We start from the raw sequence: 18069 nt of genomic DNA, 5'->3' as shown, positions 1-18069 counted from the left end.
CGTGAAGCCGACGTTGGCGGGTGAGGAGTTACGGCGGAATCTGACGCAGTACCTCACGACCACGTTCGCCCTCGCAGAGAGACCCGTACGTGAGGCGCTCGAGCGGTTTCTCAACCATCGCGAGCAGGGCATCTTCCGAGGGCCTTACCTCCGCATCCGCACGCCGTTCCGGGCCGCCGAGACAGGATGGCGGGACAACCTGGGGTGGGCGCCGCAGGACTTCGCCCCGTACGGGCACCAGGCCAAGGCCTTCCAGCGGCTCAGTTCGCTGAACAAGACCCCCGAGCCCACCCTGATCACCACCGGGACCGGCTCGGGCAAGACCGAGTCGTTCCTGATCCCGGTGCTGGACCACTGCCGGCGCGAGCGGGCCAAGGAGAAGCCCGGTGTGAAGGCCGTGCTGCTGTACCCGATGAACGCCCTGGCCACCGACCAGGCGCACCGGCTGAACGAGTACCTGCAGCAGACGGAGCTCGACCGGGTGACCGCCGCGCTCTACATCGGCGACACCCCCGAAGTCGGCTACCAGCGGGTGATGACCCAGCGCGCGGAGATCCGCAGGAACCCGCCCGACATCCTCATCACCAACTACAAGATGCTGGACCTGCTGCTCCAGCGGGCCGACGACCTACCGCTCTGGGACGACGCCGACATCGCCTACGTCGTGGTCGACGAGTTCCACACCTACGACGGCGCCCAGGGCACCGACGTCGCCATGCTGCTGCGCCGCCTCGCCGCCGCCACCGGCCACTCGAGGGTTTCCGGCCAGGGAGAGGGCAGACCCCTCGGCGGCATCTGCCCGGTCGCCACGTCCGCGACCCTGGGTGAGGGCACCGACGGCGAGACCATCCGGCAGGTCGCCGAGCAGGTCTTCGGCACGCCGTTCCCCGAGGGGGCCGTGGTCGGGGAGGACCGGCTGACGCCGGAGGAGTTCGTCGGCGAGATCGACGTCACCCTGCCGCTTCCCGACCCCGGAGCGCTCGCCGTCCTCGGCGACCCGCTGCGCGACCCGGCCGCGCTCGGCGAGATCGCCGCCGAGGTCACCGGGCAGAATGACCTGACGCCGGCCGAGCTCGGCAAGGTCCTCAAGACGCACATCCTCACCCAGGCGGTGCTCGACCTGCTCAGCGGGGGCCCGGCCACGATGGAGGAGATGCTCGAACTGCTGCCGCGCCGGGGCGCGTACAACTGGGGCAGGGCGATCCGCCAGTCGCCCGCCCAGGCCGCGACCGCGCTGGCCCGTTTCGTCGCGCTGCTGTCGGCCGCCAAGGACCCGGACGACCCTGCCCGGCCGTTGCTGCACATCGAGTCGCACATCTGGGTCCGAGCCGTGTCCCGGCTGCTCCGCCTGGTGCATCATTCGCCGGCTTTCGCCTGGGTGGGCGAGCTCGCGGTCCTGGACGCCGACTCCACGTTCAACCCGGCGGGCAAGACGCTGCTGCCGTCGGTGTACTGCCGCCACTGCGGCCGGTCCGGCTGGGCGGCCTACTCGCCGGAGCGTGACCCCCAGGAGCTGGTGACCAACCCGGACAAGATCTACCGCGCCTCCGCGGGGGCGGAGAAGAAGCGGATCCGCCCGCTGCTGCTCGCCACCCGCCGCGAGGTCGAGGGCACCGCCCCGTGGGTGGCGGTGCTCGACGGTGACCGGGTACGGCCGGTCGACCCGCACAAGGACGTCTACGGCGATGGGGACAACGTGTTCGTCCTGGTCGATCTGCGCACCGAGGCCGAAGCCGGCCGGGCAGCCGAACAGGACCGCTGCCCCGCCTGCCAGATGGACCAGGGCATCCGTTTCCTCGGTGCGGGCCTCGCCTCCCTCGCCTCGGTGACGATCACCCAGCTGTTCGCGGGCGATCAGCTCGAACCGCGGCAGCGCAAGACCCTGCTGTTCAACGACTCGGTGCAGGACGCCGCCCACCGGGCCGGGTTCGTCGCGAACCGCTCCTACACGTTCTCGCTGCGGCGGCTGCTCACCTCGCGCCTGGACCAGACGCCGACGCTGCTCAACGATCTGGTGGCCGACCTCATCGCCGCCGCCAGCGATGCGGACGTGCTGTCCGCCGTCGTGCCACCCGACCTGCACGACCGGGACGAGGTCGACGCGATCCTGTCCGGCGAGACCACGGGCACGGCGCAGGCGTGGGGCCTGATCGGGGAGCGGCTGGCGTTCGCCACCGTCATGGAACTCGGGCTGCGCTCGCGGCAGGGCCGCACGCTGGAGCTCACCCGCACCGCGGCGGCGGAGGTCGTGCTGAACGACCCCGAGAAGGTCGCCGCGCTTGCCCGGGACGTGCACCTGGACATGCACGGCATGATCGAGCTCGCCGGCGACGATCGCTATGTGGCGTACGTGCGCGGCCTGCTGGAGCGGTTGCGCACCCGGGGCGCGATCAAGCACGCCTGGCTGGATCGATGGATCGCGGTCGCCGGCACCAAGCGGTATGAGGCGATCTGGGGCAAGCGTCCCGAGGGCATGCCCGCCTTCCCCAAGGGGCTGTCCGCGCCGACGTTCCTGCTCGACCGTAAGAAGAACCGGTCGGAGTTCGACCGGATCGACGCCGACCAGGGCTGGTACCAGGACTGGACGACCCGCTGCCTCGGCCTCGGGCGCGGTGCCGCCGGCGACTACCTGGCGCGGATCCTGCCGATGCTGGCAGGGGAGGGCGTGCTGTCGGCCCGGGTCGCGGGCGACGGGGCCACCCGGGTGTACGGGCTGCAGCCCGGCCACGTCCAGATCCGGCTGCTGGCCGATCGTGAGACCGGCGAAGCCGGCATCGGCTGCGACGCCTGCGCCTGGGAGCAGACCGTGCATCCCGAGCTGGCCGGCGACTGGCTCGGCCAGCCGTGCCCGCGCTACCGCTGTGCCGGCCGCCTCGCCCGCCGCGACGACCTCGACTACCGGCGTGACTACTATCGCCGGCTCTACCTCGGCGGCGAAGGCGTGTTCCGGGTCGTCACCGCCGAGCACACCGGTGCGCTCACCCGCAAGCAGCGCGAGCTGGTCGAGCAGCGGTTCCGCGAGGGCACGCGGTACAACGACCCGAACGTGCTGGCGTGCACGCCCACCCTGGAGCTGGGCATCGACATCGGCGACCTGTCCGCCGTGGTGCTCGCCTCGCTGCCACCGGGTCCGGCGAACTACGTGCAGCGGGTCGGCCGGGCGGGCCGTCGTACGGGTAACGCCTTCCTGGTCACGCTGGTCGGCAGGTCGCCCCGCGACCTGTACTTCCTCGGCGAGCCCCGGGACATGATCGCGGGCGAGATCGTGCCGCCGGGGAGCTATCTGTCGGCGGTGGAGATCCTGCGCCGCCAGTACGTCGCCCACCTGGTCGACCTGTGCGCCCGCGGCAGGCTCACCGGCGATGGCGCACCGGGCCGGCCGCCCGCACAGGGGAGCGGGCACGGAGCATTCGGGCGGCCGGAGCAGGGTGTGCTTCCGCTTCCGCGGCTGGCCTCGGCGCTGTTCGGCGAGACCGGCTGGCTCGCGGCCTTCGTCCCGGCCGCCCTGCACGACGCCGCCACGCTCGTCGACGGCTTCCTCGGCCTGTTCGGCGAAAACGTCTCGGCCGGGGCCGCCGCAGAGCTGCGCACGTTCGCCGTCGCGGGTCTGGCACACGCCGTGGACGAGGCCGAGCGGACCTGGAACGAGCGGCTGTCCGACCTGCGGGACCGGCTGTCCGCGATCGACGCCGCCATCGAGCCCCTGGTGGAGTCCGATCCCATCCAGCGCGGCCGGAAGCGGGAGCTGATCGCCGAGCGCCGTGGGGTCGCCAAACGTATCGGGGAGATCGGCCGGGCGAACGCGCACGGCGCACTGGTGGAGTTGGGACTGCTTCCCAACTACTCGCTGATCGATTCCCGTACGAGCCTGGAGGCCACGCTCACCTGGCAGGAGGACACCCCTGACGGGAACCCCCGCTACCACAGCGAGGTGCGAGAGTACCAGCGCTCGGCCAGGCTGGCGCTCACCGAGCTGGCACCCGGCAACTCCTTCTACATGCAGGGCTACCAGCACCGCGTGTCCGGACTGGACCTCGGCACCCCGTCCCGCCCGGCCTGGGAGCACTGGCGGATCTGCCCTGAATGCGGGTACGTGCGCACCACGCTCGCCGAGACCGACACCAGCCCCTGCCCGCGCTGCGCCGACCCTGCCATCGGGGATCGGGAGTGCCTGCACGGGGTACTGCGCCCGAGCCGCGTGACCGCCCACGACCGGCGGGACGACGCGCAGATCGGCGATGACCACGACGACCGGGAGCGGCGGTACTACGAGCGGGCGGTCGCGGTCGACCTGGAGGCGGCGGACATCGCGCCCGGCTCCTGGAGGCACGCCACCACGACGTTCGGCGTCGACTTCACGCGCAAGGCGGTCATCAGGCGGTTCAACCTCGGCACCACCCGCTACGACCGGCCCGCCACCGACAGGTTCGCGGGCGAGGACGTCCGGTTCAACCCCTTCTACGCCTGCCCGGTCTGCGGCGGCGCGACCTGGGACGGCCCTCCGGCGATGGTGGCGAACCTCGGACCGCAGGCCAGCTCGTTCGCCGACCCGTCCCGCAGGCACCACCGGCCGTGGTGCGCCTACCGGCGCGCGGCCGAGGACGTCGAGCACGTCAAGCTGATCCTCGCCCACGAACTGCGCACCGAGGCGCTGCGCATCCTGCTCCCCGTCGCGACCCTGCTCATCGAGCAGCGGATGGCGTCGTTCGAAGCGGCGCTGATGGCGGGCGTCGCGGCCTGCTACGGCGGCGACCCCGACCACCTGGCCGTCGTCACCGCGACGATGCCCGACCAGGAGACCGGACGGCGCCGCAGATTCCTCGTACTCCACGACACGCTGCCCGGAGGGACCGGCTACCTGCACCGGTTGTCCGCGCCCGAGGAATTCAGGAAGGTGCTCGGCGCGGCTCTGAAGATCGTGGAAACCTGTTCGTGCGCAGCGGACCCGGTCAAGGCGGCGTGTCACAGATGCCTGCTTGCGCACGTGTCCGATGACAAGTACGCCGTGGTCAGCCGCGCGGAGGCACTCGTCATGCTCCGGGAGCTGCTCGAAGGATGGGACACCACGACGGTCTCCAGCACCGACGCGATCTCGTTGTGGGACCAGGTGGAGAGCGAGTTGGAGGCCAGATTCCTCGGCGGGCTGCAGGGGTGGGCACGCCGGGGCGACACGCCCGGCACCCTCGGCCGCGCGGGCGCGGTCAACGGCCGCCGCACCGCCGACCTGCGCATCGAACAGCGTGACGGCTCCATCGCGCACTGGCAGATGATCCTGCAGAACACCATCAGGGAGACCAGACCCGACGTGCTGTTCCGGCGGCTGGACGGCGTCTCGGCCGGCGGCGGGCCGGCGCAGGTCGCCGTCTACCTGGACGGATACAACTACCACGCGACCCCGGCGAAGAACCGGCTGGCGAGCGACGCGGCGAAGCGAACCCGGCTCCGCGCGCACGGGACGCTGGTCTTCCAGCTCACCTGGGAAGACCTGGACGACTGGGAGGCGCGCGGGTACGCGCCTCCTCCTCCCGGAGAGCCGTTACGGGCTCCCTATCTGGGCAACGCGCAGACGGCCGCGCGCCAGGTGTACCAGCGGTACTGCCCGGAACGTGAGACCGAAGAGCTGGTCCGCACCATGTGGACCAATCCGATCGACACGCTGCTCGCGTTCCTCGGTGAGCCGGACCCCGAGTTGTGGCTGCACCGCGCCGAAGCCGTGAGCGGCGGGCTGCTGCGCGCCGCGCAGGCGCAGAGCGTCAGCGGTCCGGATGGTGTGGCGGAGCGGCTGATGGCCGCGCTTCGCGGCGAACCCCTGCCCGGCCCCGTCGCCGGCAAGATCGCGATACGGCGCGCCGTCGACACACGCGGATGTCCGCTGGCCGTGATCGTCGACCAGCGGTCCGGGTACACGTGGACGGTCTTCGTCCTGATCGACGACCGCGACGAGACGATCGTCGCCGACGAGGACGGGCACAGGCGGCGCTGGGCGGCCTGGCTCTACTGGAGCAACCTGCTGCAGTTCCTGGACCTGGGCTCGGGAGAGGGCGGCCAGCTCACCGTCACCGGGCTGGACACCTTCGACCCGACGCTGATCGCCGCGGCGGACGGCGCCGGGATCCTGTCCACGCTGAGCCTGCTGCCGCTCGACGAGGACCTGACGGACGAGCGGCGCCTGGACTCGCAGGCATCCGGCGGGAACTCGCTAGACAGGGCGGCACCCGGGGGAGACCGGGCGGAATCCGCATCGGACCTGACGCTGCCCGTGCCACGGCCCCCGGCTGAAGACACGGTCGGACCTGTGCCGTCCGGCGACGAGGTGGATCCCCGCTGGGAGCAGATCTACGACGTCCTGGACCCGGAGGAGGCAGGGCTGGCGGAGTTCGCCCGCGCCCTTGCCGAGCTGGGCGTACCGGCGCCAGGCGAAGGCGGGGTCGGTTTCGAGCTCGGCGAGCAGGCATGGCAGGCAGAGATGGCGTGGCCGTCGGCCAAGGTGGCGATCGTGCTCGCCGGGGACGACGACGAGGCGCGCAAGCGGGACGCGGCGTACGCGGCGGCCGGCTGGACCGCACACGACGTAGGAGGCTGGACCGCCGAGGGCCTCGCCGAACGGATTCGGGGGAGAAGCGCCACATGAACGCGCCTGCCGGCCACCGCGGTCCCGCGGGATCGTCCGGACTCATCGAGCGTGACCGGGGGGATAAGTGAGCATTCAGGGCGAGGCGACGCTGCGGCTGCTCGATAAGGCCGACAAGGAGATCATCAAGCTCTCCCGGGACGTCAAGGGCGCGATCTACGATTTCCAGCACAAGTTCCGCAAGAACCCGGCCAATCCAGGACTGCACTTCAAGCAGCTCAAGGGGCATCCGAGGCTGTACTCCGCGCGGGTCAACCAGGAGTACCGGGCGCTGCTGCTGCACGCCGGCGAGTCCGACTACATCCTGGTCGCGGTCAAGCACCGCAAGGACGTGTACGAGAACCTCGACCGGTTCGCCTACCAGATCAACCCCATCAGCGGCGGCATCGAGTTCGTCGACCTCGTCACCATCGAACAACGCGTACGCGAGCAGAGCATCCCGGGCCTCGGCGCGGCGGCGGATCAGGAGCCGCCCGTGCCCATCCCGGATCCGGCGTCCGACGATCACGCCCCGGGTCCAACGCCGGTCACGGGCCCGGTCACAGGCCCGGCCGCCGGCCCGGAGCCGTTGTTCGCCGCCTTCACGGCCGGGCAGCTTCTGGAACTCGGCGTGGCCGAGCCGCTGCTCCCGCTCATCGCGAAGATCACGACAGAGGACGAGCTGCTCGGCCTGGCCGAGTACGCGCCGCAGCTCACCAGCGAAGTCCTGCTCGCCCTGCACGACGGCAAGAGCGCCGAGGAAGTGCTCGACCAGGTCACCGCACCCGTCACCGCCCCCGAACCGGTCGACGCCGACGACTACCGGGCCGCGCTGGTCAGGCCGGCCACACTGGTCACCACCGAGGACACCGCGCTGCAGGAGATCCTGGAAGGCGACTTCGGGCGCTGGCGCGTGTTCCTGCACCCTTCGCAGCGCAAGACGGTGGAACGCGACTACAGCGGGCCCGCCCGCCTCAGCGGCGGACCCGGAACCGGCAAGACGATCGTCGCGCTGCACCGTGTGAAGTGCCTGGTCGACAAACTCGGACCCGGGCACGGCAAGGCGGTCCTGCTGACCACCTTCAACAAGAACCTGGCCGTCGACCTGCGGCGCAGGATGCTGGAACTCGCCGGACCCGAGGTCGTCGACCGGGTCGACATCGTCAACATCGACAGTCTCGCCGCCAAGATCGTGGCGGAGGCGGAGCCGGGCGGAAAGCGCCGGTGGATCGACGACACCAAGGCGATCCTCGAATGGGAGGAGTTGCTCGGCGAAGCCGGAGAGACACGGTGGGATCCGGATTTCCTGCACGCGGAGTGGTCCCACGTCATCCTTGGCCAGGCGATCAACTCCCGCGCCGACTACTTCCGCGCGCGCCGCGCCGGACGCGGCCGGAGCATCAACCGGGAGGACCGGGCCGCCATCTGGCAACTCGTCGAACGCTACGTCAAGCAACTCGACAAGAAGGAGCTGTGGACCTACCGGCAGGTGGCCGAGCGGGCCGCCCGGCTGGAGATCGAGCGATCGCGGAAGATCGCGTCGTACGAGGAGGATCAGGCCGACGCGGTGAAGCTGCAGCATGACTCCGGGATCTGGTACCGGCCGCGCTACCGGCACATCGTGGTCGACGAGGCACAGGACCTCAGCGCCGCCCACTGGAAGATGCTGCGCGCCATGGTGCTCGAGGGCCCGAACGACATCTTCCTCGCCGGCGACACTCACCAGCGGCTCTACGGCAACTATGTGTCACTGGGGAGCCTCGGGATCAACATCCGGGGGCGCTCGGCCAAGCTGACGCTCAGCTACCGGATCACGCACGAGATCCTCGGCGCGGCCCTTGGCCTGCTCGGCCAGGAGGAATGGGACGACCTCGACGACGGCCGGGACGACCTGACCGGCTACCGCTCGGTGCTGCACGGCATGCGTCCGGCGCTGCGGGCGGCCTCCACCTGGGAGGCCGAGCTGGACGCGATCGTGGACCAGGTCCGCGAGTGGGACGACGTGGCGCCCGCCGCCATCGCAATCTGCGTCCCCGAGCGGCACATGGTCTCCGAGGTGGAGAACCGGCTCGGCAAGGCGGGCATCATGGCCGCCGCCATCGGGCCGGAGGGGCCGAAACTGTATGACGCCGTTCACGTCGGCACGATGCATCGCTTCAAGGGGCTCGAATACCAGCGGATGATCATCGCCGGTGTCGCGGAAGGGCTGGTGCCCTCGCGTCACGTCGCGCAGTACGAGCGGAGTGACGCGCTGCGCCACCGGCGCGAGCTGCAACGGACGCGCTCGCTGCTCTTCGTGGCCTGCACGCGAGCCCGCGACATGCTGGTGATCTCCTGGCACGGCCGCCGCAGCAGGTTCCTGGCATGAATACCATCGCCGGGCGCTACCAACTGTCCCAGCCCATCGCGCGAGGCGGCATGGGTCAGGTCTGGCTGGGATCTGACCTGCGACTCAACCGGCCCGTCGCGGTCAAACTCATCCGCGAGGACGACCTGGCCGACAGGAAGGAGGCCATCCGGCGCTTCTACCGCGAGGCGCGGATCACCGCCCGCCTGCGGCATCCCGGCGTACCTGTCGTGTACGACTTCGGGAGCGACGACGGCCGGCTGTTCCTGGTCATGGAGTACCTCGACGGCCACACGGTCTCCCACCTGATCGACGAGCGCTCGCCGCTGCCCGTGCCCTGGGTGGCCCTCATCGGCGCGCAGGTCTGCGCGGTCCTGGCCGCCGCGCACGACGCCGACCTCATCCACCGGGATATCAAGCCGGGCAATCTGGTCATGCTTCCGGACGCGACCGTCAAGATGATCGATTTCGGGGTGGCAACGGCGCTGAGCGGTGAGGAGTTCTCCCGGATCACCCGGTCCGGCGACGTACCCGGGACCGCGCGGTACATGGCGCCGGAGCTGACGAAGGGGGAGGTGGCGAGCCGCTCCAGCGACCTCTACGCGGTGGGATGCCTGCTGTACGAGCTGCTGACCGGCACGCGCCCGTTCGCCGCACCCGACCTGATGACCGAGATCGACCGCAGCCACCGTGAGACGCCGCCCCCGCTGCGCCGCTCCGACGCCCCACGGGAACTCCGCGAGCTGACCTTCCACCTTCTCGCCAAGTCCCCCGAAGAACGCCCGCAGAGCGCGGAGTCCGTCTTCCACACCCTGCTTCCCATGGTGGTGTCACCACCTTCGCTGCCCGGGCTGATCGACAAGGAACTGTCCACCGACCCCGCGCACATGTACGCGGCCGCACTGGCGAGGCTGGGATGAACGTAAGCAGGAAGTCCATGTACGGACGTGATGACGAGACCTGGGACCGGCTCACCGAAGCGGGCCTGGAATTTCTGATCGAATGCGCACGGCAGTCCAGACCGACGTCGTACACGGAGCTGAACGCCCAGTTGGAGCGTCGCACCGGCATCGATGGTTTTGATTTCGGGCGGCAGGATGAGCGCGCCGCGATGGGATATCTCCTCGGGCTCATCGTGGATCGCAACCGCCCGGAGACCGGCATGATGATCTCGGCGCTGGTCACCTATACCGGCGGAACGGGCGCCGGAGCCGGTTTCTTCAACCTCGCGGCTGACCTCGCACTCATCCCCCGCCGGGCATCGGCGGAGCAGAAGGACGAGTTCTGGGTCCGCCAGATGAAGGGCGTGTACGCCTACTATTCGGCGGCGCGGGAAAGCTGACGACCAGCGGTGCCGGCCGCCGACCGAGAGGGGACCGATGTGAGCGGCCTGTAGGACGGGCCGGATCTTCTCTCCGGAGAACTCCCAAGCCTCGAATAGGCGCAGCTGGGCGAAGCCGCTGTAGAACCCGCTGCCGACCACACGGTTGTGTGGATGATGGCTTTTGAACTAAAAGGGCTCGTCGGGGCTGAGTACCCGGAACTCGCGCGCTCCGGAGGGCCGCCAGAAAGTTCACCTCGGTCAGCCCTGGGTGAGCGACGAGGAAGCGATACCGGCGTCACCATCGGTCACCCGACGTATGCCTTCATGCTGGGCATTGTCTACCTCGCAGATCACCTTGCCACAGGATCGCCGCAGGAGACCCCGGGGGCGGCTCCTTCGCATATCGGATTCACGCGTGGCAGGCATCGCAAGCTTGCCGAGGAACGCCGCCGTTGACGAGCGGGGCCGCCCGGTACGTGGCGACCATCTCGCCGTGGCGGCCGCAGGTACCGCTGCACCGCGTCTCTGACGGAAGGGTGCGCACGATGGCCGCGGCGTGATCATGGCGTGGGTCGCGATCGCGATCGATGTCAACGTGCGATGTGGCCAACGCTGGTGGTGTCGGCAAATATAACTGTTATGCGAACTATGGGTATTTAATGATGCATTCTAATCTTCCCGAGTGTGGGTGAGATACGGATGGGCGGTCCGTTTGAGTTCTGGGCTAGCCGTTTACTCGCTGGCCTTTTTTGTGCAAGGATCGTTGGCTCTGCTTGGCGGCGGCATTGCGAAGGGGATGGGTGTGAAGGCCAACGAGACGACGCTGCAAGGGATCATCGCTGGGCAGCAGCAACTGCGGGTGCCGTTGTACCAGCGGCCGTACTCATGGGAGCGCGGGCAGTTGTCAACCTTGTGGCGGGACATCGAACTCCAGGCCGACCGCGTCGAGCAAGGTAAGGACAACAGTCACTTCCTCGGCTCGGTGGTCCTGGCCCCCGGCCCCAACAACTCACCGGGAAATCCGGAGTGGCTGGTGGTCGACGGCCAGCAGAGGCTGACGACCTTGATGGTCGCCCTGTGCGCCCTGCGTGATCACCAGGCCGCCGAAGATCCAGTGCATCGAGAGCGGATTAACGAGACTCATCTGATCAACAAGTTCCAGCCCGGTGAGGCTCGCTACCGGCTGCTGCCCACCCAGGTCGATCGGCAGGCGTACAAAGACTGCGTCGAAGGTCAGCCGTTCGGCGCCACCGGGAGCCTCATCGCGTCCGCCTACCAGTTCTTCCGTACCAAGCTCGTCGAGGTCGACGACCCCGCCGACCCGCACGACATCGCGCGCATCGAGAGCGTCGTGCTCAACCGGCTGAACCTCGTGCAGATCGTCGTGGAGGGTGACGACAACGCCTTCCGGATCTTCGAGTCCATCAACAACACGGGTATGCGGCTCAGCCAGGTCGACCTCATCCGGAACTACGTCTTCATGCACCTGCCGACCAAGGGCCAGTTCGTCTACGACACCTACTGGTTGCCCATGCAGGAGAAACTGGGCCCCAAGGGCATGGACCAGTTGATGTACCTGGCGCTGATCCTCGACCGTGGCGACGAGGCGCAGTACAACGACACTTATCGCGGTCATCAGGACCTGCTCCGTTCGGTGACCATGGACAAGCAGCACGTCGAGGAGCGGGTCGAGGCATACGTCAAGGATCTCGCGCGGCGTGCCCGCTATCTCCAGCGCATTCTGGCGCCGACCGTTGAGAACGGCGGGTCGGAGATCGACGCGCGCCTGCGGTTCCTGAACGAGTGGAAGGGCAACACCGCCTACCCCGTCATCATGCGGCTGCTGGAACTCCACGAGAGCGGCGAGGCCACCGAGGGGGAGGTGGTCGAGGCACAGCGCTACATCGAAAGCTTCCTGGTGCGCCGTCTGATCGGGGGAGTCACCACCGGAAATCTCAACAAGATCTTCATGCGGCTGACCCCGGAGCTGACCGGCGAGGAGCGGGTGCACGAGGTCGTGCGTACCGGCCTGTCGCCGGCTCGCCTGTACTGGTCGTCGGACGAGCAGTTCCGTTCCGACATCCGCAGCCGGGCGTTCTACTGGCAGGGGCGCACCGCGCAGCAGAAGCTCGTGCTCAGCAGACTGGAGGAGTCCTACGGCGGAAAGGAACCGGTCGAGCTCTCCGACAAGAAGATCACCATCGAGCATGTGCTGCCGCAGAGCCCGACCGCCGAGTGGCGAGACCAGCTCGCAGCCGACGGGGACGCCGACCGGATCCACAAGGAGCTCGTCCACACTCTCGGCAACCTCACACTCAGCGGCTACAACTCCGAGCTGAGCAACATGCCGTTCGCCAAGAAGCGGGACCACCTCGGGCACAGCGGCCTCGTCATGAATCAGCGCATCGCCAAGCACGAGCGGTGGGGCAAGACGGAGATCCAGTCCCGCGCCGACGAGTTGGCCGCGCGGGCCATCGAGATCTGGCCGAGTCCGCTGGACCTCGGCCCGGTCGGCCCTTCGCGCGATTGGACGTTGCTGCACTCCGCGCTCGCGGCACTGCCGGCGGGGACGTGGACGACGTACGGAGACCTGGCGGAGCTGATCGGCTCGCATGCCGTCCCCGTCGGCGTGCATCTGTCCACGTCGGAAGTGCTCAACGCCCACCGGGTGCTCACCGCGGCCGGGCAGGTGTCCAAGGGGTTCCGCTGGGCCGACGAGAACGATGACCGGGATGTTCGCGAGGTGCTCCGCGCCGAGGGCATCGCGCTCGACGACGCCGACCGCGCGGACTCCGCCCAGCGCATCTCCGCCCGGGAACTCGCCGAGCTGCTGGAACTTCCGGGGGCGGTGGACCTGAGTGAGGCGGCGCTCGCGGCCGACGACGATTACGCCCATGCCGGCGAACACGAGCAGCGCTTCTTCAAGCAGCTCGGTGACGCGAAGGGGCCGCAGGCGTCCGGTGGGGTATCCCGCCTGTTGGAGTGGTGGCGCGGCAGCGGCGGCGAGGTGCAGTTCGGCCGGTCGGCAGGGGCCTCGTGCGCGCCCTTCATCAGGATAGGCAGTGAAATCCTGCCCATCGTCCGCTTCTATGCCAAGACGGTGGAGGTGCCGTTCGCCACACACAAGAAGCGGGTCCCGTTCAACGATCCCCTCCTGCGGGACGAGCTGCGCCGGAGACTGAACGAGGCACCTGGCGTCGACCTGCCTGCGGCAAAGCTGGAGCTGTATCCCTCCTTCGACATCGACCTGATGGCGAACGACGCCGTCTGGGACGTGATGGTCGCCTCACTCGACTGGTTCGTGAGCCGGGCAAAGGGCGCGACGGACCCGGATTAGCAGCGGCGGGTAGCGCGGGCACGTGGTCTGAGGGCGGGAGTGTGACAGTGTCGGGCACCGGATTCGGGGTGGGCGAGCATCCCATCGACTTCCTGGCGCACCATCAGCGCAGGGGAGAGGCGGGGGCGCGGGAGGATTTCGAGCAGATGCTCGTGTCCCTCGTCTCGGCGGTCACCGGGCAGGAGGCCGCACTGGTGCGTGCCAATCCCGGCGACTGGGGCATCGACGTGCTCGTCGGGGACCTGAACGGCAGCGTCGAGATCTGGCAGTCCAAGTACTTCATCAAGGAGTTCGGCGAGTCCCAGAAGAAGCAGGTGCGGGAGTCCTTCGACTCGGCGATGCGTTACGCGAGGCGCGAAGGCCACACCGTGACGCGGTGGGTGCTGTGCATTCCGTGTGAGATGGACGCGCCGGCTTTGAAGTGGTGGCACGGCTGGCGGTCGCGCCGGCAGGCGGAGCATCAGGTCGAGATCGAGCTGTGGGACGAGAGCGGGCTGCGCCGCCGCTTGGACCTACCTCGGTGCGCGACGGTCAGGCGCGCCTACTACGACCCGTACCGCCACGTGCAGGTGGAGGACACGCCTCCGGTCGCGTTCGCGAATCCCGTCGCCACCGAGGTGGACGTCGACTGGCGGGGCGGTGAGGAGGTGCGTTTCGGTGGCGGCTGCTATCTCCTGCATGACGAGCCCGTCCTGAGGCCGAGCCAGGACCGGGCGTGGGTGTGGCGTGAGGCCACCGCGGACCGGATCGAGCCCACGGCCGCGCGGGTACGGCTGCGTCAGGTCGCCATTCTTCGTGACACGTCCGGGGCCGTCGCCGCGCGGCAGGCCTTGCGCGCCCAGACCGAGCTGCTCAAGGCGGTGTCGGGCGCACATCGTCTTCCCCGGTTGATCGCCGTCCACGAGAGCGGCGCGGCCACCACGACGGCGTCGGAGCTACGTAGCGGCCCCACGTGGCGTGAGGCGTTCGGGCCGAGCTCCATCCCGCTCGACCGGCTCACGGTCGCGGCGGTCCTGGACGCGGCCGCTCGCCTGTGTGAACCGCTGGCCGAACTTCACCGGCGCGGCCAGGCCCATCGCTCGCTCAGCCCTGATGCGATCGTCCTGACCGGCCGTGCCCACGAGCCGGTGCTCGCGGACATCGGCCTGGCGGCATGGCCGCCGCGTCCCGGAGACGGGGCCGACGGATATCGCGCCCCCGAGCAGGTGCGCGTCGGCCCGCATGTGCCGGCCCCGGGGGCGCACACCGACGTGTACCAGCTCGCCGTGCTCGTCTACCACACGGTCACCGGACACCCGCCGATGCCGGGTGGGTCCCCGCCCGTACGGGCAACCGTCCGGCAGTTTCCCGTCGAACTCGACGAGCTGCTGGCGCAAGCGCTCGATGCCGATCCCGGTCGCCGCCCGCGAAGGATCGGCGTCCTCGGCGCCGCGCTGTCGCGTGCCCGACGGGAAATCTCGCGAGGAGGCGAAGCGTGACGACAGTGCGGGTGTCCCTGCCCGGCCCGGTGGCGGTGATCCCCTCCCAGAAGGTGCGCGACCAGCTCGCGCCGCAGCTGCGTCCCGCCCACCTTGTAGAGAACATCAACAGACTGGCCCGGGCCGGCGCGCTGCCGGCGCGCATCGAGGAGAAGTACCTCGCCGTCTACACCGACACGCACGTCGCAGGGCTGTACGTCACACCGCTGGGGGACGCCTACCGGCTTGGATGGGCGGCCCCGCGCGGGTTCCGTGACGAGGAACGTCTGCTGCGTGGTGCGTTGCTGCTGGGCTGCGGCGCAGGCTGGCATGAATACCATCACGTCGGTGACGTGCCACGCGGCGTCATGTCGTCGCATATGGCGCTGCTGCGGCAGGCGTGGGCCGACGTCGGGAGCCTCCGGCCGCCGCCTCCTCGGCTCCCCCCGGAGCACACCGAGTACCTGGACCTGATGGAGCAGGTCATCGACGCCGGACGCGACATAGAGGTCGCTCGCCAGCGCGCCGAGCCGCCGATCCATTACCGGCGGAGGGAGAGCACCCGCGAGGAGCGGCGTTCGGTGAGCGGCGTCTACGAGTTCCACCTGGCGCGTCCCACGGCGCCAGCGGTCGGCGCGGTGGTCCACCTCGCCGATCAGCCCGAGCTGCGGGGCAAGGTCATCCGGGTGAAAGACGCGGAGGTGATCGTCGTCCGCTTCGACTCTGCGGTCGACTACGGTCGCATTCCGGCTCAGGGCGCGCTCACCGTCATGCCCAGCGATCTGGTGTTCCGCGCCCAGGCCGACGCCGTCGCCGCCCTGCGGCGCGGCGAGGTGACCAACGTTGAGCTGCTTCGCTGGCTCGTGGACCGGCGGCTCGCCCCGTTCCGAGTCGATCCGATGGCCAGGCCCCGCGGCACGCTCGACCCCGACAGCCAGCTGCTGGCCTTCCAGCGAGCACTCGCCGTGCCCGACCTCCTGCTGATCCTCGGACCACCGGGGACGGGGAAGACCAGGACGATCACCGAGATCGCGGCCGCCTGCACCGCACGCGGTGAGCGCGTCCTGGTCACTTCGCACACCAACCGTGCCGTCGACAACGTGCTGGAACAGCTGCCCGAGGACGTCCAGACGGTGCGGGTCGGCAACGAGGACGCCATGACCGGCCGGGCGCGCGACCTGATGGTGGAGAACCACGTCATGCGGGCGCGAGAGGAGGTTCTGGCCGCCACCGAAGCCCTGGCCTCCCGCCTCGTGGTATTCGCCGGTGACGCGGAGGCGGCCGAACGCTGGATGACCCATCTGACGGACTCCCTCGACGCCGCCCGCGCGGCGGACCACGAGATGGCGGGGCATGCGACCGCCCTCGACCATGTCGTTCGCCGAGTGCGGGCGCCGATCGCCGACCGGCTCGCCGCCACCGAGGCCAGACTCAAGACGGCCTGGGCCGCCGCCGACCGGCTGCACGATCGGGAAGGCCACTGGGAGCGGCGGCACGCGCAGGCCCACGAGCGCGCGACCGCGGGGCCGCTCGCCTTCTCCTACCGCTGGCTCGCCGACCGTCGGCTCAGCAAACTGCGCGAGGTCCGGCGGCGGCTCGTTCCCGCCCGCGCGGAGCTCGCGGACGCGGCGGGAGCCCACGACGCCGGGCGAGCCGAGGTCGACCGGCTGGTCGCCGCCGACCCGGAGGCGAACGGCCTGATCAGGGTCAGAGACGCGGCCGACCGCCGTCGGCAGGAGGCGGTGGCCGAGGCGAACAGAGCCGCGGAGATGCTGTGGGCGATGGTCTCGGGGGTCATGCCGGTGCCGCCCTTGGACTTACCGGACGATCTGCCCACCTGGGACCGGCTACGCGGCCAGCTCGGTACGAGCGTGATGATGTCGCGCAGGCGTGCGAGCCTGCTGGCCGAATGGCGGGCCGGCATCGGCGACGCTGAACTCGACCTGCAACGCGAGTTCGTCCGGTACGCCGACGTGGTCGCGGCCACCTGCATCGGCACGGCGACCTCCAAACTGCTCGCCGACCTGGAGTTCGACCTCGCGATCGTGGACGAGGCAGGGCAGATCTCCACGCCCAACCTGCTCGTCCCCCTGGTCAGGGCCAGGCGTTGCATCCTGGTGGGGGACCACATGCAGTTGCCGCCGTACCTGGACGACGAGGTGCGCGAGTGGGGGGAGAACCTGGCGCGCGATGGCCTGCTACCGCCGGCGGCGGCCCAGGAGATCGGTGAGCTGCTCGGGCGCAGCGCCTTCGAGCGCCTGTACGGCACGGTTCCTCCCGACCACCAGGTGATGCTCGCCGTGCAACGCCGCATGCCGAGGCAGGTCGGCGAGTTCGTGTCGGCCGCCTTCTACGACGGCGTGCTGCGCACCGAACACGCCGGTGGCGGTGGCGGTCCGCTCTTCACCAGTCCGTTCGCGATGGTCGACACGGCCGATCGTCCTGCCGGCGAGCGGCGGGAGCGCCCCGCCGGCCGGGGTGAGGACGGCAGCGGGCGCGGGTGGGTGAACGCCCTGGAGGCCGATCTCATCGTCCGGCTGGTGACGCGGGACGCGCGCCACCACAAGGACTGGGCGGTGATCGTCCCCTATCGGGCGCAGGCCGAGCGCATCAGGGCCGGCCTCAGGGGCACGCTCGGGGACGGCAGGCAGGTGGCCGACAACGTCGGCACCGTCGACTCCTTCCAGGGAGGAGAGCGCGACCTCATCATCTATGGCTTCACGCGCAGCAACCCCCAAGGTGCTGTGGGATTCCTCAAGGAACTGCGGCGGCTCAACGTCGCCGTCTCCCGGGCCAAGCGGCAACTGGTCCTCGTCGGAGACACGACCACGCTGAGCGCCGCACGAGACGAAGGGTTCCGCCACCTTGTGCGGCGGATGCTCGACCATCTCGGACGCGTCGGTGACCGGCGGTCGTCCGTCGAAGTGCTCGCCCACCTCGACGGGCCGGAGGGTGAGTTCCTGTGACCTCGCGCGCCATCTATCCGGCCCGGCG

General features: G+C 69.7%; 6 protein-coding genes and 1 pseudogene. All 7 read left to right on the top strand.

Translation table 11 applies throughout. The features are described from left to right. Position 1 precedes the first annotated feature (1 nt). Positions 2-6631, top strand: coding sequence for a DEAD/DEAH box helicase (locus ACFO60_RS01035; RefSeq protein WP_380835765.1), 6630 nt, complete (start codon positions 2-4; stop codon positions 6629-6631). 67 nt (positions 6632-6698) lie between these two features. After that, positions 6699-8972: pseudogene (locus ACFO60_RS01030) on the top strand (UvrD-helicase domain-containing protein); the annotation flags it as partial. Positions 8973-8974: 2 nt separating this feature from the next. Further along, positions 8975-9877: a serine/threonine-protein kinase gene (locus ACFO60_RS01025; protein ID WP_380835762.1), complete on the top strand. Its 903-nt coding sequence runs from the start codon at positions 8975-8977 to the stop codon at positions 9875-9877. Between the two features lie 17 nt (positions 9878-9894). Then, positions 9895-10299, top strand: coding sequence for a hypothetical protein (locus ACFO60_RS01020; RefSeq protein WP_380835761.1), 405 nt, complete (start codon positions 9895-9897; stop codon positions 10297-10299). Between the two features lie 784 nt (positions 10300-11083). Further along, positions 11084-13618 (top strand): GmrSD restriction endonuclease domain-containing protein, encoded by a 2535-nt coding sequence (locus tag ACFO60_RS01015; RefSeq protein WP_380835759.1) that lies wholly within the window; start codon positions 11084-11086, stop codon positions 13616-13618. A 47-nt stretch (positions 13619-13665) separates the two neighbouring features. Further along, positions 13666-15096 (top strand): protein kinase family protein, encoded by a 1431-nt coding sequence (locus ACFO60_RS01010; protein WP_380835757.1) that lies wholly within the window; start codon positions 13666-13668, stop codon positions 15094-15096. Further along, complete coding sequence (locus tag ACFO60_RS01005; RefSeq protein WP_380835755.1) at positions 15093-18041, top strand: DEAD/DEAH box helicase; 2949 nt, start codon at positions 15093-15095, stop codon at positions 18039-18041. Before ACFO60_RS01010 ends, ACFO60_RS01005 begins: the two co-directional genes overlap by 4 nt. Positions 18042-18069: the final 28 nt, after the last annotated feature.

It is taken from the genome of Sphaerisporangium dianthi (assembly GCF_042654065.1).
GTDB lineage: Bacteria > Actinomycetota > Actinomycetes > Streptosporangiales > Streptosporangiaceae > Sphaerisporangium > Sphaerisporangium dianthi.
This window is presented reverse-complemented; position numbering and strand designations above follow the sequence as displayed.

Coding starts and splice junctions, on each gene's coding strand:
- ACFO60_RS01020 (WP_380835761.1), top strand. CDS start 9,895: ATGTACGGACGTGATGACGAGACCTGGGACCGGCTCACCGAAGCGGGC.
- ACFO60_RS01025 (WP_380835762.1), top strand. CDS start 8,975: ATGAATACCATCGCCGGGCGCTACCAACTGTCCCAGCCCATCGCGCGA.